At 36.3% G+C, this 24,245-nt stretch carries 25 protein-coding genes and 1 riboswitch; of the genes, 15 read left to right on the forward strand and 10 right to left on the reverse strand.

Annotated features, from left to right (window positions below; all coding sequences use genetic code 11):
- The first annotated feature begins 11 nt into the window (after window positions 1-11).
- Window positions 12-1,220, forward strand: a complete 1,209-nt coding sequence (locus JN080_RS08190) for a Ger(x)C family spore germination protein (protein ID WP_256235448.1) — start codon at window positions 12-14, stop codon at window positions 1,218-1,220.
- A 25-nt stretch (window positions 1,221-1,245) separates the two neighbouring features.
- Window positions 1,246-2,361, forward strand: a complete 1,116-nt coding sequence (locus JN080_RS08195) for a GerAB/ArcD/ProY family transporter (protein ID WP_256235449.1) — start codon at window positions 1,246-1,248, stop codon at window positions 2,359-2,361.
- A 68-nt stretch (window positions 2,362-2,429) separates the two neighbouring features.
- Here the strand turns inward: JN080_RS08195 and JN080_RS08200 are convergent, their stop codons facing one another.
- Together JN080_RS08200 and JN080_RS08205 are read right to left on the reverse strand one after the other, a co-directional pair.
- Window positions 2,430-3,704 carry an ATP-binding protein gene (locus JN080_RS08200; RefSeq protein WP_256235450.1) on the reverse strand — a complete coding sequence of 425 codons (1,275 nt, stop codon included), beginning with the start codon at window positions 3,702-3,704 and terminating at the stop codon, window positions 2,430-2,432.
- 498 nt (window positions 3,705-4,202) lie between these two features.
- Window positions 4,203-4,706 (reverse strand): GNAT family N-acetyltransferase, encoded by a 504-nt coding sequence (locus JN080_RS08205; RefSeq protein ID WP_256235451.1) that lies wholly within the window; start codon window positions 4,704-4,706, stop codon window positions 4,203-4,205.
- 201 nt (window positions 4,707-4,907) lie between these two features.
- On the opposite strand from JN080_RS08205, the gene JN080_RS08210 reads away from it, so the two are divergent.
- From JN080_RS08210 to JN080_RS08225, 4 genes are all read left to right on the forward strand, one after another.
- On the forward strand, window positions 4,908-5,366 hold the full coding sequence (locus tag JN080_RS08210; RefSeq protein WP_256235452.1) for a MaoC family dehydratase N-terminal domain-containing protein: 459 nt from the start codon (window positions 4,908-4,910) through the stop codon (window positions 5,364-5,366).
- On the forward strand, window positions 5,353-5,760 hold the full coding sequence (locus JN080_RS08215; protein WP_256235453.1) for a MaoC/PaaZ C-terminal domain-containing protein: 408 nt from the start codon (window positions 5,353-5,355) through the stop codon (window positions 5,758-5,760). Before JN080_RS08210 ends, JN080_RS08215 begins: the two co-directional genes overlap by 14 nt.
- Window positions 5,761-6,016: 256 nt before the next feature.
- Complete coding sequence (locus JN080_RS08220; RefSeq protein WP_256235454.1) at window positions 6,017-6,955, forward strand: manganese-dependent inorganic pyrophosphatase; 939 nt, start codon at window positions 6,017-6,019, stop codon at window positions 6,953-6,955.
- A gap of 322 nt (window positions 6,956-7,277) precedes the next feature.
- Window positions 7,278-7,748, forward strand: coding sequence for a CBS domain-containing protein (locus JN080_RS08225; RefSeq protein ID WP_256235455.1), 471 nt, complete (start codon window positions 7,278-7,280; stop codon window positions 7,746-7,748).
- Window positions 7,749-7,808: 60 nt separating this feature from the next.
- Here the strand turns inward: JN080_RS08225 and JN080_RS08230 are convergent, their stop codons facing one another.
- Window positions 7,809-7,976, reverse strand: a complete 168-nt coding sequence (locus JN080_RS08230) for a hypothetical protein (protein ID WP_256235456.1) — start codon at window positions 7,974-7,976, stop codon at window positions 7,809-7,811.
- 279 nt (window positions 7,977-8,255) lie between these two features.
- On the opposite strand from JN080_RS08230, the gene JN080_RS08235 reads away from it, so the two are divergent.
- Window positions 8,256-8,906, forward strand: a complete 651-nt coding sequence (locus tag JN080_RS08235) for a TetR/AcrR family transcriptional regulator (RefSeq protein WP_256235457.1) — start codon at window positions 8,256-8,258, stop codon at window positions 8,904-8,906.
- Window positions 8,907-9,224: 318 nt separating this feature from the next.
- On the opposite strand, the gene JN080_RS08240 is transcribed toward JN080_RS08235, so the two are convergent.
- Window positions 9,225-9,806 carry an LOG family protein gene (locus tag JN080_RS08240; protein ID WP_256235458.1) on the reverse strand — a complete coding sequence of 194 codons (582 nt, stop codon included), beginning with the start codon at window positions 9,804-9,806 and terminating at the stop codon, window positions 9,225-9,227.
- 187 nt (window positions 9,807-9,993) lie between these two features.
- Window positions 9,994-10,425 carry a MarR family winged helix-turn-helix transcriptional regulator gene (locus JN080_RS08245; RefSeq protein ID WP_256235459.1) on the reverse strand — a complete coding sequence of 144 codons (432 nt, stop codon included), beginning with the start codon at window positions 10,423-10,425 and terminating at the stop codon, window positions 9,994-9,996.
- A 340-nt stretch (window positions 10,426-10,765) separates the two neighbouring features.
- Here JN080_RS08245 and JN080_RS08250 point away from each other — a divergent pair, with 340 nt between their 5' ends.
- Window positions 10,766-11,995, forward strand: coding sequence for an MFS transporter (locus tag JN080_RS08250; RefSeq protein ID WP_375141611.1), 1,230 nt, complete (start codon window positions 10,766-10,768; stop codon window positions 11,993-11,995).
- Between the two features lie 92 nt (window positions 11,996-12,087).
- Here JN080_RS08250 and mbcS read toward each other — a convergent pair whose 3' ends face one another.
- Window positions 12,088-13,647 carry an acyl-CoA synthetase MbcS gene (gene mbcS / locus JN080_RS08255; protein WP_256235461.1) on the reverse strand — a complete coding sequence of 520 codons (1,560 nt, stop codon included), beginning with the start codon at window positions 13,645-13,647 and terminating at the stop codon, window positions 12,088-12,090.
- A 526-nt stretch (window positions 13,648-14,173) separates the two neighbouring features.
- The gene (locus JN080_RS08260) at window positions 14,174-14,950 is read right to left on the reverse strand and encodes an IclR family transcriptional regulator (protein ID WP_375141612.1); all 777 of its coding nucleotides are present in this window, start codon (window positions 14,948-14,950) and stop codon (window positions 14,174-14,176) included.
- A 280-nt stretch (window positions 14,951-15,230) separates the two neighbouring features.
- Here JN080_RS08260 and JN080_RS08265 point away from each other — a divergent pair, with 280 nt between their 5' ends.
- From JN080_RS08265 to gltC, 5 genes are all read left to right on the forward strand, one after another.
- Window positions 15,231-16,715, forward strand: a complete 1,485-nt coding sequence (locus JN080_RS08265) for an aldehyde dehydrogenase (RefSeq protein ID WP_256235463.1) — start codon at window positions 15,231-15,233, stop codon at window positions 16,713-16,715.
- Window positions 16,716-16,838: 123 nt separating this feature from the next.
- Window positions 16,839-17,615 carry a 2-keto-4-pentenoate hydratase gene (locus JN080_RS08270; RefSeq protein WP_305473857.1) on the forward strand — a complete coding sequence of 259 codons (777 nt, stop codon included), beginning with the start codon at window positions 16,839-16,841 and terminating at the stop codon, window positions 17,613-17,615.
- Window positions 17,616-17,659: 44 nt separating this feature from the next.
- Window positions 17,660-18,442: a 2-keto-4-pentenoate hydratase gene (locus tag JN080_RS08275; protein WP_256235464.1), complete on the forward strand. Its 783-nt coding sequence runs from the start codon at window positions 17,660-17,662 to the stop codon at window positions 18,440-18,442.
- A 63-nt stretch (window positions 18,443-18,505) separates the two neighbouring features.
- Entirely contained in the window at window positions 18,506-18,694 is a 189-nt protein-coding gene (locus JN080_RS08280; protein WP_256235465.1) for a 4-oxalocrotonate tautomerase, read from the forward strand.
- Between the two features lie 153 nt (window positions 18,695-18,847).
- Window positions 18,848-19,768, forward strand: a complete 921-nt coding sequence (gene gltC / locus JN080_RS08285; RefSeq protein WP_256235466.1) for a glutamate biosynthesis transcriptional regulator GltC — start codon at window positions 18,848-18,850, stop codon at window positions 19,766-19,768.
- A 214-nt stretch (window positions 19,769-19,982) separates the two neighbouring features.
- On the opposite strand, the gene JN080_RS08290 is transcribed toward gltC, so the two are convergent.
- A complete protein-coding gene (locus tag JN080_RS08290) occupies window positions 19,983-20,357 on the reverse strand; it encodes a nucleotide excision repair endonuclease (protein ID WP_256235467.1) in 375 nt (124 codons plus the stop codon).
- A gap of 167 nt (window positions 20,358-20,524) precedes the next feature.
- A complete protein-coding gene (locus tag JN080_RS08295; RefSeq protein ID WP_256235468.1) occupies window positions 20,525-21,271 on the reverse strand; it encodes a hypothetical protein in 747 nt (248 codons plus the stop codon).
- Between the two features lie 190 nt (window positions 21,272-21,461).
- Window positions 21,462-21,570, forward strand: a riboswitch (TPP riboswitch).
- 144 nt (window positions 21,571-21,714) lie between these two features.
- Here JN080_RS08295 and JN080_RS08300 point away from each other — a divergent pair.
- Window positions 21,715-22,491 (forward strand): TatD family hydrolase, encoded by a 777-nt coding sequence (locus JN080_RS08300; RefSeq protein ID WP_256235469.1) that lies wholly within the window; start codon window positions 21,715-21,717, stop codon window positions 22,489-22,491.
- A gap of 636 nt (window positions 22,492-23,127) precedes the next feature.
- Here JN080_RS08300 and JN080_RS08305 read toward each other — a convergent pair.
- Window positions 23,128-23,472, reverse strand: a complete 345-nt coding sequence (locus tag JN080_RS08305; protein ID WP_256235470.1) for a helix-turn-helix domain-containing protein — start codon at window positions 23,470-23,472, stop codon at window positions 23,128-23,130.
- Between the two features lie 201 nt (window positions 23,473-23,673).
- Between JN080_RS08305 and JN080_RS08310 the strand changes: the two genes are divergently transcribed.
- A complete protein-coding gene (locus tag JN080_RS08310; RefSeq protein ID WP_256235471.1) occupies window positions 23,674-24,117 on the forward strand; it encodes a hypothetical protein in 444 nt (147 codons plus the stop codon).
- Window positions 24,118-24,245: the final 128 nt, after the last annotated feature.

Consider the following 24,245-nt stretch of genomic DNA (forward strand, 5'->3'; position numbering starts at 1 on the left):
GGTGATCAGCGATGAAAAAAAAAAGCATAATCTTTTTAGTGATTGTTTTAACAATTCCCATGCTTGAGGGATGTTGGAACCAGGAGGAATTAACGGATTTGGCATTCGTGACGGCGTTAGGGATTGACAAAGCTGAACATAATCAGGGTTATACGCTCACGTTTCAAATTGTAAATCCCGGAAATGTTGCATCCCCTTTAGCGGGAGGGGGTCAAGGTTCTCCAGTCGCTATTTATAAGAGTACTGGGAGAAACGTATTTGAGGCTGCACGGAAGGCTACAAAAGAACTTTCAAGACGGATTTACTTTCCACACCTGAGTGCACTTGTCATCAGCGAACAGGTTGCGAGAGATGGGATATACGATCTACTCGACATTCTCGACCGGGATCCGGGGTTTCGAACAACATCCCAAATTTTTATTGCGAAGCATATGAGTGCAGAAAGTGTCGTCTCAACCTTGACAATTCTTGATAAAATCCCTGTTAATAAACTCGTCAAAGCGATGGATGTAACTGAAACAATGCTAGGCGAAAATACAAAAATTACAATTGATGATTTGCTTAAGAGTATGGTTAGTAGTGGCCAAGAGCCTATTGCTAATGGAGTTACGCTTATCGGTAATAAGAAAATGGGAAAAAAAATGAGTAATATTGCCTCAGATATGCCTGAAGTGATTATCAAGATTGATGGGTTAGCGATTTTTAGAGGTGGAAAAATGATAGGCTGGATTAAGGGAAATAGGGCCAGGGGGATCGTATGGGTCATGAATAAAGTGAAAGGTACGGATGTTTTTGTTGATTGGCAGGGGAAAAAGCAAGCGATCGGTGCGACCATTAGAAGATCGAAAGTAAATGTATCGGCTGCCATGAAAAATGGGAAACCTTTCATCCAAGTAGCGATTAAAGCAGAAGGGGATATCGAACAGGTAAATGGAGCAGTGGATATTACAAACCCAGCCATAATTAAAAAAATAGAGGAAAAGCTTGAGCAGGAAATCAAAAAAGAAGTTAGCCAGTCAATCCGAACGGCTCAATCCAAAAAAAGTGATATTTTCGGGTTCGGTGACAAGATTCACAAAACTTATCCAAAAAGGTGGAAAAAATGGAAGGGGAATTGGGATGAGCAATTTGCTGCTTTGGAGGTTTCCGTTAAAGCCGATGCTTATCTTCGACGACATGGCATTCGCAATAACCCATTTTGGTTGAATCTAAACCGGTGACAGTTGGCTAGGGAAGTGAGTAAAAATGAATAAAGTAAAGATTAATGCTTTTCAATTATTTGTCCTCGTTTTTTTATTTGAAATGGGCAGTTCTATTCTGGTCGGGCTTGGATCACATGCCCGGCAGGATGCATGGATTGCAATGCTGCTGGGAATGGCAGGGGGATTAGTACTTTTTTTGATCTATCACCGCTTATTTTCTTATTATCCGGACCTTCTTTTGACAAGTTATGCTCAAAAAATTACCGGGAAATGGGTTGGGCGGATAATTGGATTCCTTTATATCATTTATTTTATTTATATTGCGGCGAGGGTTTTACGTGCTTTTGGGGAGCTGTTAACTTCGACAATTTATACGTTAACTCCTCAGTTCGTTGTCATAACATTGATGATACTGACAATCCTTTATGCGATTTATAAAGGAATTGAAGTTTTGGCACGATTAGGGGAATTGCTTTTCTTCCTTGTTTACTTTATGGCGATTGCCGGCGGGCTGTTAATGGTCTTTTCAGGATTAATCCAGTTAGATAACCTGAAACCGATACTTGAATATGGAATCATGCCGGTTCTGAAGGTTTCATTAACCCAAACAATCAATTTTCCGTTTGGAGAAATGGTTGTGTTTACCATGATCCTTCCGTGCTTAAATGAACCGAAAAAAGCAAAAAAAATTTGCCTGCTTGCGATGTTCTTAAGTGGACTCAATATTACGATTACATTTATCATTGATATAGCGACTTTAGGGGTCGATTTATTTATACGGTCTCCTTTCCCATTATTAACTGCAATCGAAAAAATACAACTTTTAAATTTTATAGAACGGCTGGATGTTTTATTTATGCTCTATCTTACGATCGGCAGTTTTATGAAAATCGCCATTTACTATTACGTCGCCGTGGTTGGGACAGCAGATTTATTTAAGTTTAGCAAACCTAGTAAAATTATATTTCCTATTGGACTGTTAATCCTATTTGCATCAGGTGCAATTTCTTCCAATTATTCTGAAGATATAAAAGAAGGCCTTGAAGTAGTCCCTATTTATTTACACTGGCCCTTTCAAATTATTATTCCAGGATGGCTGCTAATTGTGGCCATTTTTAAGAACAAAGGGAAAAATTCGCAAGTAGAGAAAAATCTTTAATTTATTTGTTTTTGATTTTTAAAAATAAGAAAACGGCAGCATTTTTACATCCCGCCGATTTTTTTATCTCATTTTTGCTCTGCAAGGACATTATTTTTAATGGGAAGACCAATGATGACGGTTGTTCCTTCCTTGGGTTCACTGTCAAAATGAATTGTACCGTGGTGGGATTCAACGATTTTAAAGCTTACGGTCAGACCTAAGCCTGTTCCTTTTTCCTTGGATGAATAAAATGGCTCACCAAGTCTTTCTAGAAGTTCATCAGAAATACCCTCACCATTATCTTTTATAGAAATGATGACCCGATCACTTTCTGCTTTTTGCAGAAATATTTCGACCGTATTCCCAGCGGATGATGCTTCAATCGCATTTTTGATCACATTAATAAACAACTGCTTCAGTTGATTTGGCTCGCATTCGGACCAAACTTCTTTTTCAGAGGAATGATAGTTAATCCTAATATTATACATACTTGCTTCTGTGCCTAATAAGGAAATAACATCTAGTAGAATCTTTTCAATATTTGCTTTTTCAAATCTCAAATGCTGTGGCTTTGCCAAAAGCAAGAGTTCTCCGACGATGTGATTAATTCGATTTAATTCATCAAGCATGATTTGATAGTAAGTTTGATGCTGGGTATCGTCCTTTTGAAGAAGCTGGACAAATCCTTTTAAAGATGTAAGCGGGTTTCTTATTTCATGGGCTACACTTGCAGAAAGTTCGCCAACTACTGAAAGCTTTTCTGTTCTTCTTAGCTGCTCCTCCGCTTGACGCAATGTGGTAATGTCCCGCCCGATAATCACTAAGCCCTGCCTGCTGCCATCATCGTTAAAAAGAGGTACCTTAATCGTATCAAATGTCTTAACAGTACCATCTGGGAGAGGTACAACTTCCTCAACACGGGTTATCTTCCGATTATTCCAAGTTTCCTCGTCCGACTTTTCACAGTACCGTAATGCATCTGAGTAGAACTCTGTATATTGGGCTAATTCAGAGTCTCTTTTTCCCCTATAGTCCACATTTTCGAGTTGGAATAATCTTAGGCCAAATTCATTGGCTTTAATCCATCTTCCTTTTCCATCCTTAAAATTTACAAAATCAACCATTGTATTGATTAAGGTGGACAATCTATTTTCCTCTTCCTTAGATGTAGTTAGTTCCTCAGATTTTTTGATCAAAGAATAGAAAAATCCACAAGAAACAACCACGTATAGGGCTTCTTTTAACCGCTCAATAACAAATCTAAATGAAGAAGGGACAAACTGCTGAACAAGATAATTTGACCCAAAAATCCATATTAAACTAGTGACTAAAAAAAGAATAACTAGTTTTTTCTTTTGCATGTTTTTAATTCCTCATTTAAGTTATAGTTTATTTCTAAAAAAATTCCATTTTCAATATTACAGGATTTCGGGCTGGATTGGAATGCTAGTTTTATGGAAATAGAAAGGAAATTATCAAAAATGAAGGAGACCAATTCTAAAATAAAAATCGCCTCTGTATACAAAGAGGCGATTTTCTAACTGTTAAGGAAATTCTAAAAGAATAACCTGTTGCTAACTTTGAATGAAGGTAATCAACATCCAGCTCCAGCGCCCAGTGACTAATGTACTTCGCCCACCTCCCTACGATAGGTCAAGCACGAATGCGCTAACGCTCTTCGTGTTTCCTTTATCCCGTATTAACGGGCAGTAGATTCTCAACTGCCCGTAAATACCCGATTGGCTCAACTAACAATCAGCGAATAAAACACTCGCTGATTGAAGTTTCACCTTATCTCAGTCGGTGTGCTCCAGTCCATACATCGCTAAACGGGCGCTTGCGCTTTTGCTCCTATCTATTTACTTAACTCTTTTTCCGAGAATAATCAAATCCCGCTCAATACCATCCAATTCAGCAACGTTTGGCAGATGCGCCCATTTCTCAAAGCCAAAGTGGGAAAAGAGCTTTAAGCTTGGCTCATTATGGCCAAAAATAAATCCAAGTAAGGTTTTAATATGTAGTTTAGGGCAGGCATCGATTGCTGTTTGCATAAAATATTTTCCTAGCTTTCTTCCTCTTAGGTCCTGGTGGATATAAATGCTGACTTCTGTCGTAGCTTGATAGGCCGGTCTGCCATAAAACGATTGAAAGCTTAACCACCCGCATATTTTCCCTTGTGATTCGACTACCCATAATGGTCTTGATGAAGGTGAATGATCCTCGAACCACTTCTCTCTGCTTTCAACAGAAACAGGTTCAGTATCTGCTGTGACCATCCTGCTAGGAATCGTTGAATTATAAATTTCGACAATCGCTGGCAAATCACTCCGTTCGGCGTCTCTGATTATGAAATCTTCAAACATGGCTGTCACCTCTATATTTTCTTGGTATAATATTCTTTCATGTTAACTTTCCTTACATAAAAAATCAATATCCTGGTAAAACTTTTAAAAAAACAATCCGGAATTTCCTGAAGAATAAAATGATTTTCACCTACCTATTTAGATACTTGAAGGAAATTAATAGAGTAACAGCGAAAGCAAATATAAGGGGGTGATATAGGATTGTATAAAAATTTAATTGGGAAACACTCAACCAAGATAAAAAACAGCGTTGAAAGAGGTGCAGTAAAAAAGTTTGCCGAGGCCATTGGTGACCTTCATTCGATTTATATTGATGAGGAGGTTGGCAAAAACTCAAGGTATCATCGCAATATTGCTCCACCAACTTTTCCACAGGTTTTTGATTATGGAGTTATCGAGGGGTTAAACCTACCTGCTAAAGGATTGATTCACGGGGAGCAAATCTTTCATTATAGAAGACCTTTATTGGTAGGGGAGGATCTATTTTGTTATTCTGTGCTTAAAAATTACCTGGAGAAGAAAAGCAGCAAGGGTACGATGGGGATCCTTGTGATTGAGAACTATGGTGAAGACATAGAGGGTAACCCGATTTTCTTTTCACAAATGACAATTATCATAACGGAAGCCGTTAGGCAGGTGATGAGCTTTGAAAGCACTTAAAGACCTGCAGGTAGGTGAATCACTTCCAGAGATCACACTAGACCCTGTCTCAAGGCTTAATCTGATAAAATTTGCTGGTGCATCAGGAGACTATAATCCCATCCATACGATAGATGAGGAGGCAATAAAAGTAGGCCTGCCGGGGATTATTGCTCATGGAATGTGGACAATGGGAAATCTCACCAAGTTATTTACCCCTTATTTTGCAGAAGGATTTCTCGAAAACTTCTCGATCCGCTTTCGGGGAATGGTCTTGTTAAACGATGTGATTACCCTTAGAGCCACTGTAAAGGAAAAGCAAGGAGATAGATTAAAATTCAATGTTTCAGCTGGTAACCAACAAGGAATAGCAGTGTTAAAAGGTGAAGTTCTTTATCAGCTTTATTTAACCTAGTAAACTATTTGAAGAGAAAGCTTGTCAATGCTTTCTTCTCAAATAGGATAATGAATATTATGTGTTACAGATTCATGCCTCCGAATATGTAAAAGAGTATGTTATAGTGGAATAAGAACGTTTTTTTCAAAAAATCACGAGGATATATTTTGAAACCTATTTTAGATTCATATATAATTTCGGTAGGGAAAGTCTTATTACATATAAAATTGTGTAGGCTTGATCATAATATTTTAATTGTATAAGGAGAAGTGACATGGAAAAAGTACTTATTTTCGGACACAAAAATCCGGACACAGATGCAATATGCTCTGCCATTGCGTATGCAGATTTGAAAAAACAATTAGGAATGGATGTAGAGGCCGTTCGCCTTGGCAATGTAAACGGCGAAACTCAATATGCTCTTGATACTTTTCATGCTGCTGCACCACGATTAGTTGAAACGGTTGCAAATGAAGTGAATTCTGTTATTTTAGTTGACCACAACGAAAGCCAGCAAAGTGTAAGTGACCGAAGTGAGGTTCGTGTCTTGGAAGTCATTGACCATCACCGGATCGCAAACTTTGAAACAGGGGATCCATTATATTATCGCTGTGAACCTGTTGGCTGCACGGCTACCATTTTAAACAAAATGTATAAAGAAAATAGTAAACAAGTCCCTAAAGAAATTGCAGGACTTATGCTCTCAGCAATTATCTCTGATTCGCTCTTATTCAAATCACCTACATGCACAGAGCAAGACGTGGCAGCTGCAAAGGAATTAGCCGAAATTGCGGGTGTAGATGCTAACCAATATGGTCTTGAAATGTTAAAAGCAGGCGCTGACCTTGGTGATAAAACGGTAGAAGAGCTTATTTCTCTTGATGCAAAAGAATTTACAATGGGCAGCAGTAAGGTTGAAGTAGCCCAAGTAAATGCAGTTGATACAAACGATATTCTTTCACGTCAAGTTGATTTAGAAGCAGCGATTACCAAAGTGGTCGCGGAAAAGAATTTAGATCTTTTCTTATTTGTTGTAACAGATATTTTAACAAACGATTCCGTAGGTCTTGCACTAGGAAGCAAAGCAGGAGCCGTTGAAAAGGCATATAATGTTACACTTACCAACAATACAGCAACATTAAAAGGCGTTGTTTCCCGAAAAAAACAAATCATTCCAGTTTTAACTGATGTTCTCACAAAAGGTGAAATCTAAAATAATTTAGATTATAGCGAGCTTGGAGCGTTTATCCAAGCTCGTTTTTTCATTTTAGGAAAAAAATTATAGGTATAAATTTAGCATTGGAATGGGGATAAACTTATTTTTTTATGGTCATTACTTAAAGAGGAGAGGACCATACCTGTTGGGGAAAAAGTGATTATTCTTACCATTCAATTATCATTTAGAATTCAAAATTCCTTTATTATTCCTGGTATTGACAGCAAGTATTTGCAGTGCAATACTTGAATTGGAGTTCATATTTTGTCGACTATATGTCGTATATGCCATTTGAAATCAATGGAACGAGGTGCCTGCTATGAATATGAAGGTAAAGGATTTTATGATCAAAGATGTGATTTCTGTTCATCCCGATGCGACAATTAAAGAGGTTATGAAAACTTTTGTCGATAAAAAAATTGGGGGATTACCGATTGTTAATGATGAAGGAAAATTAGCGGGAATTATTACAGATGGGGATATTTTACGGGCGATAAGACCGATCGACCGCCATATTCAAGATTACTTTAATTTAATTACTTATATTCAAGAACAAAATATGGAAAGTCGTTTAAGTGAATTAGCTGATTTAGCAATTATTAAAATTGCCAAAACAAGAGGGATTGTGACTGTTTCACCGGAAGACGAAATGAAGCAGGTTGTTGTTATTCTTGCAAAGCATCACTTTAAAAAGCTGCCTGTAATTGATAAGGAAAACAAAGTTGTTGGTGTAATCAGCCGGGGTGATGCTATCCGGAACATTCAAAATTGCATTATAAATGATTTGTGACTTTAGTAATTTAAATAAAAATCCCTACAAGCAAATGTTCTTGTAGGGATTTTTTTAAAATCATTTTATAGGATTAGTTTTATCAAGCAAAAAATCAGAGGTTGGGAGCGTGATAATTTTTCCGCCAATTTGCACATGAATTGTATCATTGAAAATGGCTTTAACGATTCCTTTTAAGGAGATAGTTGAATTAACTGAAATATTTTTATCTTCGTTTTTTTGTACCATTTTATTCAACACCTTCCAACTTGGGTTATAAATCTATTATAAAATAAGAAAAACAAATAATGCGAGGCTAAAGAATCAAAAATCAAAAAAAAATTATTGTAACCCTGAAAGAGCATTCCCTAACCTATTACATAATGTGATCAAGGGGTAAAAAACCAAGGGAATGGATATAACATGAACCGTATTTCAAGTATCACAGGTTTGTTGGAATCTGTCAACAAAAATACGAACTGTAGTTCATGTTTTTGTTTTATGTTATGATGTGTTTGAGGTGATCTTATGTCAGATCGAGAAGAAGGACTTGTTGGCAGCTTTCCGTTTATTCCAAAACAGGAACGTGCCCAGCAAAAAAGAAAAGCATTACTTACTAGCGGTCGTATTTTATTTCTTACAAAGGGATACGAGCAAACAACTGCAAAGGAAATTGCCTCACATGCTGGGGTGGCAACAGGCACCTTTTATCGGTACTTTGCAGATAAACGCCAGCTTCTAATGGCCCTTTTGGAAGATCACTTAGAGCTGTTAACACCGCCGGAACCGGTATGGTTTAATTATAATCCTGAAAGCCTGTTAGCTTCCTTGCTTGAAACACATTATAAACAACTAAATGAGCTTGGGTTGTATCGAGTTCTTCCTGAAATACTGCCCAAGGATTCCGAACTACTTGAAGCACTGACAGAGGCAAAGAAAAAAATTCATGGTAAAATTTTAACGAGGCTTGAACAAGTAAGGGAAAAAGGACTTACTTGGAAGGATCTTGATTTAAATACGGTTGCATGGACGATTATGATGTTAATGGATAATATCAATGAAATTGAAGAACAAAGTGGATGCCCCATAAACTTTAATGAAATTGCAAAAATTATTTGCCGATTAATATACCCGCCAGTGATATTGGAACAATTAAGGAACGGCGAGAAAAAAATTTAGGAAAAAAATAATATATCCCCAAAGTTGAATATTATTATATTCTTGTCTTATCTTCAATAGAACTTGTCAAATGAGAAGAAATAACTAGCTACATTCATAGCAAAAGTCCAAGTTCTTTTAAAAAAGAGCCTGGATTTTTGCAAGGTCACGATTTAATTTTTTAAAATAAACCTGTGTTTAGTGCTGCAGCATAGCTGTCTTTAGCAAATTATGATTGGAGCGGTAATCTACAGACAGGTTTAACACAACTCCAAAAGTAAAAACGGCCTGTTATCCTTGGAACGGCCGTTTCTAACTGTTTTTTACCGATGAACTGTCCTAGTTATTTTGTTGCTTCCATTTATATTCCGAAATGTTCGGAACATAATGAATCATCATTGAAAGAAGTGTTTCCGGATTTGAAGATGAGTTGATGATCCTTTCAGGAGCATCATTTGAAAAGCCTGATTGGATACTGTGACTCACAAGGTTAAGAAGGGGATCATAATAGCCATTAATATTAAAAACACCAATTGGTTTTTGATGAATTCCAATTTGTGCCCAGCAAAGAACCTCGAATAATTCTTCAAAGGTGCCCAATCCACCTGGTAAGGCAATGTACCCATCTGCTAATTCACTCATCTTCGCCTTTCTTTCATGCATGGTATCTACCTCAATAAGTTGAGTTAGCTGCGAATGAACATTTTCCCCTTTTATGAGACCTCTTGGCATAACTCCAATCGCTTTACCGCCATATCTTAGCACCTCATTAGCAATTTCACCCATTAAGCCGTTTTTGGAACCACCATAAATAATTGAAAAGCCTTTTTTGGCAATTACTCTTCCAAGCTCTTGCGTTTTTTTCGTAAATACAGGGTTGTTACCAAGATTAGAACCTGCAAAGATACAAATTGTCTTCATTAAAGCACCTCAGTTCTAATATATTATTGCTATTTTACAATATATGCATTCTGAATGCGATTAAATGATTAATCTATTACCATATATCTTTTCCACACATCCAGATGAAAAAGACAAACAATTAAAATCGCTTCCTCAAATGGTTAATCAACAAAAAATCGTCCCGCAGTCTGCGGGACGGATTTTTTTACGACTTTTCAATGACACTGCGATTGAATTTTTTTAAAAGTTGACTAAATTCCTCGCACTCTTCAGCAGACCAATTTTCCAAAACCTCCGTTACCCTGATCAATCGGGCTTGTTTGGTGCCAGTATATTCCTTTATACCTAGCTCCGTTATTTGAAGGGAGTATGACCTGCCATCCTTTGGGTTGGGAATTCTGTTTATATAACCTTTTTGTTCTAGGGAAGCTGTTTGTCTGCTAACTGTGGAAATATCTAATTTGAATTCATCGGCCAAAGCTTTTACTCCAGCAGATCCATGAGAATAGATTTGATGAAGTATTAGATAGGCAGATCTGTCAAGGGTACCGAGTTTGTTATGAGAGGTGATTGAAGTGACGCGGCGGTATAGAATCGCTAATTCAAGTTCAAGGTCTTCTACCGAATGATTTTGCATGGTTATTTCCTCGCTTTATCTTTCCTTCTAAAAATCATCGTAACATAGATACAATTGTTTTTAAATAATGAACAACGATTGAAAAGTAATAATAATATGGTTAGTAAGAACGAGATTGCTAGTAGACAAAATAAAATAACTGACTCTTTAGAAAATAGAGAAAACGATGTTGACAGGATAGAAAATAGTTGTATAATACAATCATAAACTTTATTGAAAGAATATTTTTAAAATTACGTTAAATATTTCTAAGTCAAGCAATGCTTAAAACAACCAACCACTTGTGGTACTAAATTTTAATAAAAGGGGAGAAGAAAAGATGTCATCAACACCACGATCTATGGCGACAACATCAACTGCCGCCATGTCTTCAACTAAAACAAAAGCAGGTATATTGAATCAACCAAGGTCAGTTTGGGCCGTCTTTTTTGCGTGTGTGATTGCATTTATGGGACTTGGCTTAGTGGATCCAATCTTACCAGCGATTGCGAACAATCTTCATGCTACGCATAGTGAGGTAACATTACTGTTCACTAGCTATAATGCTGTAATGGCTGTAGCGATGCTCATTACCGGTGCCATTTCAACAAGGATTGGCATTAAACGGACATTGATTATAGGAATTATCGTTATTGCCTTATTTTCCGGGTTAGGAGGTTTTTCTAACAGTATATGGACACTTGTTGGCTTGCGGGGCGGCTGGGGGTTAGGAAATGCCTTATTTGTTGCTACCGCATTAGCTGCCATTGTGTCGCTCTCAACCAGCGGAACCGCACAAGCAATTATTTTGTATGAAGCAGCGATTGGCTTGGGGATTTCAGTAGGACCGTTGCTTGGAGGTTGGTTAGGGGCAATTTCTTGGAGAGGTCCGTTTCTTGGAGTGGCAGCCCTAATGGTGGTTGCATTTTTTGGACTTATTACACTAATGCCGAAAACAAATTCTAAGTCTAAGAGTTTTGTTAAATCAAAAGCGTCCTTACTGGACCCTTTCCGTGCTTTAAAACACCGTTCACTTTTAATATTTGGCATTGGAGCTGCACTATATAATTTTGGATTTTTCACCTTGTTGGCTTATGCGCCCTTTGTAATGGGCTTAGATATCCACGGTATAGGCTATGTTTTTCTAGGCTGGGGGATATTGCTGGCTTTTACTTCTGTTTTCATGGCGCCAAAACTGCAACAGTGGTTTGGAACAGTTAAATCAATGTGTTCGATGTTGATCCTGTTTGCACTCCTGTTGCTAGCGATGGGGATTTGGACATCTACACAGTGGGTGGTAATTGCATGTGTAATTTTAGCTGGAGCTTTATTGGGTAATAATAACACACTCATTACGACTGCAGTCATGAACGCGGCCCCAGTTGAACGATCGACTGCTTCTGCCGCATATAGCTTTTTACGTTTCCTTGGGGGTACAATTGCTCCATTCCTTTCAGGAAAACTTGCAGAGTGGTACCTTCCGAGTACACCTTTTATCGTTGGGGCAGGATTTGTGTTACTTTCAGTTGTATTCATCGGATTTAATTATAGATATTTGAAGCATGTCGATGAGGTTGAAGTGGGGCATTAGTAATAGGCTCAGCGAAGAAATGGAAGTGACCGTGTCACTCACCATAAAAAAAGTAGTCTAAAAAAGTTTAGACTACTTTAAAAAGCATTATTTTAGGAATTTCTTAATTCCACACGACGTATTTTTCCTGAGTCTGTTTTAGGAAGTGATTCTGCAAACTGTATGATCCTTGGATACTTATATGGTGCCGTTAATTTTTTAACGAAATTTTGCAGTTCTTTAGCCAAGGAGTCAGTGCCAGTAACGCCGTCCGTTAACACTACAAAAGCTTTAACAACATTTCCGCGGATCGGGTCTGGGGAAGCAACGACAGCACATTCCTTTACCGATTCATGTTTCATCAAAGCATCTTCAACTTCAAAAGGTCCAATCGTATACCCGGAGCTGATGATGACATCATCATTTCTTCCTTGGAACCAATAGTAATTGTCTTCATCCTTTGAAGCCCTGTCTCCTGTTATAAAGTAATTACCGCGGATGGCATTTTTTGTTTTTTCATCGTCTTTATAATACTGTTTATAAAGTGCAGGAAAATCTTTGCGAACAGCAATTGTTCCAACTTCATTAACAGGAAGGGGTCCGCCATTTTCATCAACGATCTCAACAAACTCTTCGAGAATTGGTTTTCCCATTGAACCAATTTTATTTGCATCAACATTCAAATTGGCAATTAATAAAGTACTTTCCGTCTGACCATATCCATCACGGATAAGAATGTCGAAATGGCGTTTAAAAATATCAATAACTTCTCTATTTAGTGCCTCACCTGCGGAAACAGCGGTATGTAAATTTGAAAGGTCAAAGGTTGAAATATCCTCCAGTTTCGCCATCATCCGATATTCCGTTGGTGTGCAGCACAAAACATTAATTTTGTTTTCTTGAAGAATCTGTAAAAACCTGTGAGGCTGGAACTTTCCATTATAAACATAGCCTGTAGCTCCTGATCCTAATATTGCAAGAAATGGACTCCAAACCCATTTCTGCCATCCAGGTGCAGCGGTTGCCCAAACGGTATCTTTTTCATTAATATTAAGCCACAGGGGAGCGGAAATTCTTAAGTGAGCGTATCCCCAGCCATGACTGTGGACAACCCCTTTTGGCATTCCTGTTGTTCCGGATGTATAGGCAAGAATAGCAAAGTCCTCTTTTTTTGTATCTACCGTTTGAAAGGTTTCCGACTCCTCGTTCATTATTCCTTCCATTGAAAGCCAATTTGGACTTTCCTGACCAAACGCAATTTTATATTTTAAGAATGGAGTTTCTTCTTTAATATTTTCAAATTCATCAATAAATTGATAATACGAAATAATTGCCTTTGCTTCGGAGTGATTTAACCGATAAACCAAATCTTTTGCCCGAAGTAATTCAGAAGAAGGGCTAATAACGATGCCTGCTTTTAAACAAGCTAAATAAATAACATATGATTCAATCAGGCGAGTGGTCATAACAACAACTCGATCACCTTTTGTTATTCCCAGTCTTGTTAAACCATTGGCGAGCTTATTCGCTTCTTTTATTAGTTTAGAATAGGTAATGGTCTTATGTTCCCCGGATCCGCTTTCCCATTTTAATGCAATTTTGTCTGAATTATGCTTATCAATTTCATTCGCAATATTATAGTGTTCTGGTGAAATCAGTGTGTTTAAATCCAATTTTTTATCCTCTTTTCTTATCCGATAACTCAAACAAACTCAACCTCGTTTACCGGAAAATTAGTGCTCAATGGAATGAATTGTGACCAGGTAATAATGTAAATATATTATATTTATAACAAACAGTACGATATTTAATCGGTTATTATGACCACATCACAAATCACTCAATAATCATATGACATTTGGTACCCTAAAGTAAAATGATAAATGTCATATTTTTCGGGAAAAATTATTTTTTTGTTGAAATTTGTCATATCTTTATTTTATAAATTATCCGGGAATAAATTTAATATGGTTATAGGAGGAATTTTAACTTTTAAATAGGAATTAAAAAATAAAAGAAAGATTTTTTTGAAGATATAGAGGTTCCGAGAATAAGGAGATTGGTTTTTGGGTAAAAGAACGATTTCAGCAGGTTATGATGCTTATTATCGTATAACTCCTTATGGAATAACCTAACCCTTAGTTTTCACTTGTTTGGGCTAGTTATTCCAATTATAGATTGCTTAAATAGTAAATGAAATTAGCTTCGATAACCCATTCTTTTGGAAATCTCCATGCCTGCATTAATAGCTTTTTTGGCATAACCTGATATTTTATTCGATTGGATTCTTTGAATTGGTCCTACGATTGATAAAGCTGCAATGACGTTCCCTTTGTAATCGTAAATGGGTGCGGCTATCGAAGTAACTCCTTCCGTGAACTCTTCTATACTATAAGCAAATCCGTTTTCTCTAATTTGTTTTAAATGATTACGTAATTTTTGAGGATCTGTAATCGTATTTTTCGTGAATTTATGCAATCCTTTTTCAATCACTTGATCAATTAACGAATCTCCTGAGTAAGCCAATAGTATTTTTCCCGAACTAGTGCTGTATGGAGGATTATGCTTGCCAACATGGGTTAAAAAGCGGACAGGATGATTGCATTCTACTTTCGAAAGGTAGACGACCTCGAGCTTGTCTAATACTGAGATGTGGGCAGTTTCATCAATGGCGTCAACGAGCTTCATTAAGACAGGCTGTGATTCCCGGTAAACGTCGATGCTGCTATTGACGACTCCGCTCAAAGACAGGATCGAAAAGCCTAAACGATATTTTTTTGTTTCAGGATCCTTAAAAACAAAGCCTTCGCTCGCGAGCGTTGCCATTGTTCTACTTACAGTACTCTTGTTTAACCCAAGCGATAAACTAAGATCACTTACTTTTTTTTCTGGTTCATCCATTGTGAAGCTTTTTAAAATACGAAGCGCATTTTTTACAGAAGAAAGATATTGGTCCTCTTGTTTTTTTTCATTGATATCCAAATAATTACCCCCTATATTATAAGTGCATTAATTTCATTATTAGAAACATAGTTGCTTTATAGTAGACAATATAACAGAAAAGCCTATAATTGAAAAGGAAATCAACATAATATTGTCACGATTAGATAAATTTTTAAAAATAAATTTACATTGTTTCATATATAGCAACAATGTAGTTGTATATGAAACACGTAAGCTTTAACATAAACATGTAAGCAAAAACATTATATTTAGAAAATATTTAAATTTTAATTATCAAGGAGGAATTTTGACGATGCAAGTCGAAACTAAAAGTGTAGTAGAACCAATTGTAAAAGCATTCGATTGTTTACATTTTATTGACGGTAAATTTGTTCCATCTGTGGATGGAAAAACATTTAATAATGTAAATCCTGTAAATGAAGAAGTATATGGTACAGTCGCAGAAGGTAGCGCAGCAGATATTGATTTAGCGGTTAAAGCTGCTAAACGTGCTTTTGAAGAAGGACCATGGGGAAAAATGAGCACACAGGAACGTTCAAAAATTATCCGCAAAATTGGTGATATCTTAGAAGCAAGACAAGAAGAAATCGCTCAATTAGAATCATTGGATACTGGTAAACACCTTAAATTCTCACGTCACGTTGATGCTCCACGTGCGGCAGCAAACTTCCAATTCTTTGCTGACTACATGATTTCTGTAGGAACAGAAGCATACCAGGATGAAGTTCACAATGCACTTAACTACGGCTATCGCCGGCCAATTGGAGTAGTTGGATTAATCCAGCCATGGAATCTTCCATTATTCTTATTAACCTGGAAATTGGCTCCAGCTTTAGCTGCAGGCTGTACGGTAGTTATTAAGCCTTCTGAATTAACTCCAATGACTGCAACAAAATTAATGGAAATTCTTAAAGAAGCTGGTGTTCCAGATGGAGTTGTAAACTTGGTTCATGGTTTTGGAGCTGGTGCCGGCAGTGCCATCAACAAACACCCTGACATTGCAGGTATCGGCTTTATCGGACAAGTATCTACAGGTGCTCGGATCATGGCCGAAGCTGCTCCTACATTGAAGAAACTTTCTTTTGAATTAGGTGGTAAAAACCCTAACGTCATTTTCGCTGATGTTGATCTTGATGAAGTTGTTGAAACAACGATTAAATCAAGCTTTACCAACCAAGGTGAAGTCTGTGTCTGCGGTGAAAACGTCTTTGTTGAACGTTCCATCTATGATGAATTCGTTGAAAAGTTAGCAGCAAGAACAAGACAATTAAAAGTTGGTAATCCATTTGATATGGCATATGACCAAGGCGCATTAGTTGCAAAAGTACATTACGACAAAGTAATGAGCTACTTTAAACTTGCTGAAGAAGAAGGCGGTACTTTCGTTACAGGCGGCAAGCGTCCTGAAGGATTAGATAAAGGATATTTTGTTGAGCCAACGATTATTACTGGTTTAGAATATGGTGCTCGTTGTACTCGTGAAGAAATCTTTGGACCAGTTGTTTCAATCATTCCATTTGATACAGAAGAAGAAGTAATTGCGATGGTAAACGATTCTCGTGTGGGCTTAAGTAACACAATCTGGACAAACGATATCCGTCGTGGACACCGTGTAGCACAGAGTATCGAATCAGGATTATCTTACATCAACTGCTGGTTCGTACGTGATTTAAGAACTCCATTCGGTGGTACGAAAGACAGTGGACTTGGTCGTGTTGGTGGAAGTCACAGCTGGGAATTCTACACTGAAATAACTAATATTTGTGTTAAATTATAATTCGCTTTTTAAAAATATTATGTTGCACGGTTTAATTTGTTGGACCGTGCAACATTTTTAAGAGCAAGTTTGCTAAAGATAAGTATGTAAAAATTACATAAATTATAGAAAGGATGTATTCAATTGACTAAAATCCAAGATTTTGCAGCTCAATTAGCACAAGCAGAAGCAACTAAAGTTGGAATTGATCCACTTATTGTAACGGATCCAGAGCTTACTCTTGATGAAGCGTATTACATTCAATTAGAAAACATTAAAAAGAAATTAGAAGAAGGTCAAAAAATTGTCGGTAAGAAGATTGGGCTTACTTCAGTAGCTGTACAGAAAATGTTAGGAGTAGATGAACCTGATTATGGTCACCTTTTAGACACAATGGTTGTTGAAAATGGTGGAACTATTGACACAAAAGATATGCTCCTACCGAAAGTTGAAGGCGAAATCGCGTTTATCTTGAAAAAAGATTTAAAAGGACCTAATGTGACTGCTGTTGATGTTATTCAAGCAACAGATTATGTAGTTCCTGCTCTAGAAATCGTTGACAGCCGTGTCCAAGATTGGAAAATTTCTTTACGTGATACAGTTGCAGACAATGCATCATCTGGTTTGTATGTATTAGGTGGAAAACCAACAAAACTTGAAGATATTGACCTTGAATTAGTGGGGATGGCATTATATCAAAATGGTGAAGTAGCAAATACCGGTGTTGGTGCAGCAGTACTTGGAAGTCCCGCTACATCTGTCGCATGGTTAGCGAATCGATTAGCAGACTATGATATCACTTTAAAAGCTGGGGAAGTGATCCTTTCAGGAGCTCTTTCTGGTATGGTTGTTGCAAAATCTGGAGATAATTTTGTTGCTAGATTTGCCCACATGGGACAAGTAAGCGTCAATTTTAAATAAGATATTTTACGATTTTTTATAAGGTAAAACAAGGAGGAAACATAATGTCTAGTGAAATCATAAAACAAATTGCTGATTATCTTGAATCAGCAGAATTAGAAAAACGTGAAGTTGTAAAAGTAACGAAAACAATCAAACCTGATCTGACAGTAGCAGAAGCATATCAAGCTCAAGAATTGCTTGTTCAGAAGAAAATAGACAAAGGCCACAAAATTGTTGGACCTAAAATGGGCCTAACAAGTAAAGCAAAATGGGATCAAATGGGTGTTTCTGAACCAATTTACGGATATGTATTTGATTATATGTTAGTTGATAATGGTGGAGTCGTTCCTTTTCAAATCCATCCAAAAGTAGAAGCTGAAATTGCCTTCCTTATTGGCGAAGATATTGAAGGACCTGGAATTACTGGTGCACAAGTATTAGCTAAAACGGAATATGTTTTACCTGCACTTGAAATTATTGACAGCCGGTACGAAAACTTTAACTTTACACATACAGATGTTATTGCTGATAATGCCTCTACTTCAAGAGTAGTATTCGGCAATACGCTAAGAAAACCAAGCGACTTTGATTTGGAGTTAGTAGGTGCTACACTATCTCTTAATGGTCAAATTAAAGAACTTGGCGCCGGTGCAGCTGTTTTAGGGCATCCTGCTAATGCAATAGCTGTATTAGCAAATATGCTTGCTAGAAAAGGGGATAAAATTAAAAAAGGTGAAATTATCATGTCTGGAGCTTTAACAAGTGCAATTCTCTTAAAAGTAGGGGATTTTGTTTCTGGTAAATTTGACGGCTTAGGGGAAGTTACTTTCACAGTTGGGGAATAATTAAATTTAATTTAAAAAACTTTTCACTTTTGGAAAACGTGAATTTTAGAAAGGGGTATTATAATGCCATTAATTCAAGTTAATATTATGGAAGGCAGACCGCCTGAAAAAATAAAAGCTTTAATTGAAAATATTACAGATACAGTTGTTGAAACATTAGATGCACCAAAACAAAGTGTTAGAGTACTGGTTAACGAAATGCCAAAGACTCATTGGGGAATTGCTGGAGTACCGGCTTCCGAAAGAAAATAAAAGAAAAAAGCGTGGCAGTGATATCTTATAAAACTGTCATGCTTTTTTTTATTCATTTAATACAGTGCTAAAATAACTTTTTTTCTATTTTCCATTTTAAAGTTGTATAATTAGAAAGAAAATCATCTCAAATTGATATAGAAGGAAAAGTAAATGGAAATTAGACAATTAAAATATTTTATTGAAGTAGCAAAACAAGAACACATTTCTTTAGCAGCAGAGAATTTACACATTGCACAATCAGCAGTCAGCCGGCAAATTGGAAATTTAGAGGATGAGCTTGGCGTTCAACTAATTGAAAGGGAAGGCCGCAATATTAAACTTACTCACATTGGGAGATTGTTTGCCGAGCAAGCTATTATCGCCATTAAGGCAGTTGATAACGCAAAGCAGCTCATTGACGAATATGTAAATCCGGAGCAGGGGACGATTCGAATCGGTTTTCCCTCAAGTTTAGCTAGTAATACTCTTCCGAGAATTCTTTCGGCCTTTAAAAAAGAACATCCGGATATTCATTTTCATTTACGGCAAGGCTCCTACTCATTTTTGTCTGAGGGTGTGAAAAAACGAGAAATAGACTTGGCATTTATTGGACCTGTTCCGATACATGATCCCGATGTCCAATCAGATATATTCTTTATCGAAAGGTTTGTGGCTCTTTTACCGGAATCACATCCACTTGCGAATCGAGAAGTTGTTTCACTTAATCAATTAGCAAATGAACAATTTGTATTATTCCCTAAAGGCTTTGTTCTTCGTAAAATTGTCGCAGATGCTTGTCTTCAAGCTGGATTTAATCCTAGTATTTTATGTGAAGGCGAAGACCTTGATGCAATTAAAGGGTTAGTGTCTGCCGGAATCGGGATTACCCTATTACCTGAGCTTTTTCTAAACGAAAATCTGCCAGGCAGTACGGTTAAGGTCAGAATCAACCATCCGGATGTAAGAAGAACCGTTGGGATAATTACTCCGAAACATCGTGACCTATCTCCATCAGAAAAAATTTTTTATGAATTTGTAAAAAATTATTTTGCTGTATTAACAAATGGAGGGAACTCGTATATCTACTCGTAAAAGGAAATAAATGGTTACAAATGAATGAAAAAGTGCAAATTTATTTGATGAATGATAAAAAAGGGGATCGGGCATTTAATTACTGTCCGATCCCCTCTTACAATATCATAATTTATATGTTTGAACTTTGAAAATTGGCTAACTTTAGCTTCTGGAACTATAGTTTACACAGATCTCACTACAATAAGTAACCATTGATTCCCTAGAGCGTGTCTTATTTATAAAAAACTTTCTCGATGTTGTATTTGGCATGTTGTTTATTAATAATAAAGGTTTCATAAATTTCCCTTTCCATCGGGTCTTCAACAACACAAACAGCAATTTTATGTATTTCATCTCTGTGCATTTTCAGCGGTGAAACGGTATCTTCAAAATGCTTTTTGACTCGGGGCCTTAACTTTCTTGCTTTTCCGACGAATAAAAGTTCCTCATTTGCATCAAAAAATAAAATAATGCCGCCTTTGTCACGTGGAATCTTATTGTAATCTGTAAATCCATATTCACTACTGATGACTGACTCAACTTTTTCTCCCAGCTGTTTCTTTCTAGTGATAACTACATCTGGAGAAGGAATTTCTATTTTAATCATAAACAATCGCTCCCTATAGGTAAATATGTCCTTTTTAACTGACACTCCATTATAGCATAACCATCCTAAATCAATTAGTTTCAATTGATTTAGAAGCGAGTAGCAAAAAAAGGTTGTATTTCACTTTGAAATACAACCTTTTAGCAAAAATGCTCATACCGCTGTGCTTACTGTTCTTCCTCCTGTTTATCTTTAAATGTGTAAAAAGTCAAAGCCTGATCGGAGCCAGTTATTAATTTATATACATACGAAGAAGTCAGCTTGTAGCGGTCTTCAATTTTTTCGGCAAGAAAATTCGTTCGTTCAAAAAGGATAGAACGAATATAATTTATTTGCCTTGCAATCTTCTCTGTTAATGCTTCTTGCTTGTCTAGTCTCGTAAGTACTTCTGTTTGAAAAACCTCCTGTTGTGCTTGTTTTACTGTCAGATCCTGTTGAAGATTCGTTTGCTTTTCAATTTGTGCTGAGAGATGTTGAGTCATTGCTTCGTGTTGCTCCATTTGCTTCGCCATTTCTCTACTTGTACTGCTTTGTATTTGTATTTCATTAATAATTTCTTGTTTTAGTTGTGCTTCTTTTTCCATAAAGGAGTGAATGATACTATTCTTTTCTTCCAAGTTCTTTAGCCACTCAAGCACGTTAGCTTTAAATTTATGATGGTCAAGATTTTCTTTTTTTATCTCATTCAACTGATCTCTTAACTCGTGCGATTGTACTGTAAGTGATTCCTTTTGTTTCTGGTGATGCTCTTTGAGTTCATCCAAAGATTGGCTAAGAGATGAATTTGTCCTTTGTTGCAATTGTACTATTTCTGTTAAAAAGTCAATTCTGTGTATTTCTTGATTTTGTACATGGATGCTTTCTGTGTTTTTATAAACTTCCGGATGCTTTCCGTTATTAATAAATAATCCCACTTCAAACCCCGCCCTTTTTTATTTGAATGAACTATTATATGCTAATGCTAGAAAATTCGGGACCACTCACAACGGTTGAATGAAACAGGCAAGGTTTGTGATTTTTTTCGGATTTTAAAAATCGGAGATGCATAATAATCCCCGCGTATTTAGTTACTTGCTATAATAGTAAATGGAAACAAAATCAATAGGCTAAATGTAGGGGAACCGGTGTTGCCGGTTGAGATATCGTCCGTGAGCGGTGACTCTTTGAACCTGAACTGGTTGAGACCAGCGGAGGGAACAACATATTTAAAACAATCATTGTTTTTGATATGCACTCAAGGCTCTCTCTTGAGTGCTGTTTGTTGTTATTGTTCTAAATCCTTATTTAATCATTTGATTTGTTTTCAACAGTACGTTATTGAAATAATTAAAAAATCAATATGGGGAGTGAAAATGAAATGAAAATGATTGATTCCCATATTCATTTGGATCATTATCATGATGAGGAAATTCAATTAATGCTTGCGGATTCGGTAAACATTGATTATTTGCTTTCCGTTTCATTTGATCTGGAGTCATGTAAACGAAATTTACAATTGGCGAAAACATTCCAGAAGATAAAACCTGCGTTTGGCTATCATCCGGAACAGTCCTTGCCAACTACAGAATATTTGGAAAAACTACTAAATTGGATAGACGAGCATCAAAACGAAATGGTTGCCATCGGAGAGGTGGGACTTCCCTATTATTTAAGGAGCGAACAAAAAGTTTCCTGTGAGCAATATTCACAGTATACTAGTCTTCTAGAAACCTTTATTCAATTAGCTAAGGTTTTAAAGAAGCCAATTGTTCTTCATGCTGTCTATGACGATGCTCCGGTTGTTTGTGATCTTTTAGAAAAATATAGCGTAAAAAAAGCTCATTTTCATTGGTTCAAAGGGGATAAAAAGACAATTACAAGGATGATTGCTCATGGATATTATATTTCGATTACACCAGATGTTTTATACGATGAAGAGATTCAACAATTAGTTCATATCTATCCATTAGCGCAAATGATGGTTGAAACGGATGGTCCCTGGCCATTTAAAGGACCTTTTCTTGGTAAAATGACACATCCAAATATGATGATGGAATCCATTTGCATGATTGCAAAGATCAAGAATCTTCCAAAAGAAAAAGTTTTCAAAATCATTCTTCAAAATACAAAAGGATTTTACCAAATAGTAGAATAAAATTACCTTTCGCAATAAAATGAAGATAAACTTCCATTTGCTACAGAAAAAAAGGTATAATTCCCTAAATAATGAGGTATTATACCTTTTTTACAATTGACTATTTTAAAGCCCTCATTGATGACTTTGCCATCCTGTAAATTGGAGCGCAAATTTATATTCCGGGAAATGGCAATAAAGATTTCTCTAACTACTAAAGCCTATCATCTTCCCAAAGTTTGTAATAGGCTTCCTCTAATTCTATATCATCAACTTCAGAGACGTGGTCTCCAATTTGTTCATTTAATGGTAGAATTTTACTCATTTGATAGTTCCTCCTAGATAGATTATTTGTTAGTATTTTTAGATTTTAGCAAAATGAGATTGGATTGGAAATCAAATTCTTCCGACTAATTAACGTGTCAATCGACAAAATCATAAACAACAGACAAAGTAAAAGAATGAAGATAAAGGAACCACGTCGAAAATACGAGTATTCGAAAAGTTATGTCGAAAAAAACATAGTAGGATACGGCAACAAACCATTTCTATCAATTCATTTTTACGCCTATATTCCAAGGGTAAAGCAATTACGAAAAAAATAACTTAGATTGAGCTTTCAGCTCCAATGCTTTTATTTAAAACAAAAAGAAACGACTAACCCCTCATTTTGTTAGCTCTTCTACTTACAATTGAATATAGGTTTTTGAATAATTTTATAAGATCTATAACAATATCCAAATCCTTATCATCCAAGTTTTCCTTTAATATGTATCCAGACTTTTCAACAGTTGGAAGAATTTGATCCAATTCATTAACTAATAACTCTTTCTCGATTTGATAAACCTCTGCAAAGCGGACCACAGTCTGATATGTGGGGATGCTTTTCCCAGTTTCATAGCGACTAATCGTTGAGCGGTCGACGTTCATACGATCTGCTAAATATTGTTGTGACCAGCATCTATCATCTCGAAGCATTCTTAATTTTTCTGATAAAGACAATTTTTTCTCCGCCGTTAACTATCTGATGATTTTACTTAACGGGAAAAAGATAAAAGAAGCCGAAATGTGTGTAATATGCACAAAATTAGCAGTGTAAATATTACAAACGTTATGAAAACGCATTCAGAACCAGCAGGATTTTTTGGGAAAATTGTCGAATAACGAATTAATATATATAATTGTAATTATAGGGGGATGTTCATGAAAGGTTATTTTTATCTAACCACAATTAATAAGGAAAACTCTATTATAATATTTGGAGAGAGATTATGTAATAATGAAATTATTTTCAAGGGTAAGCTAGGCTTTTTTGATGCCTTGAAGTTTTCTGACCAGTTACCTCCACTAGATGTCAAATTTCCGTATCAATTCATTCCATTAACAAGTACTTCCAACGAGACCATTCACTTCCTTGACCCGATATTATTCCGAAAATTTAAATTTTCCGTTGAAAATCACTCACTAATAATCATCGACAGCGATAACAATTTAACTCAGGGAGCAGTTTTCAACATCTTTTCTTACTTCCTTATTAAGAAGGGAAATCGAATGCTATTTCTGACAGATGTACCAAATAATAAAATTACAAGAAGAAGAAAAGCCAAACACATAGAGGAAAAAGGTGAGCAGGAAAGAGAGTTGTAACAGTTACAATTTCTTGTGAATTTTGCAGCCAAACTCCGTAATCTGGAGGGGTACAGCAAATATATTTCGTAAAAAAGAAATTGGGTGAAACTAAACATAAATAAGCCAAAACTGAATATGTTAGCTCA

It is taken from the genome of Bacillus sp. EB600 (assembly GCF_024494385.1).
GTDB lineage: Bacteria > Bacillota > Bacilli > Bacillales > Cytobacillaceae > JAEVLT01.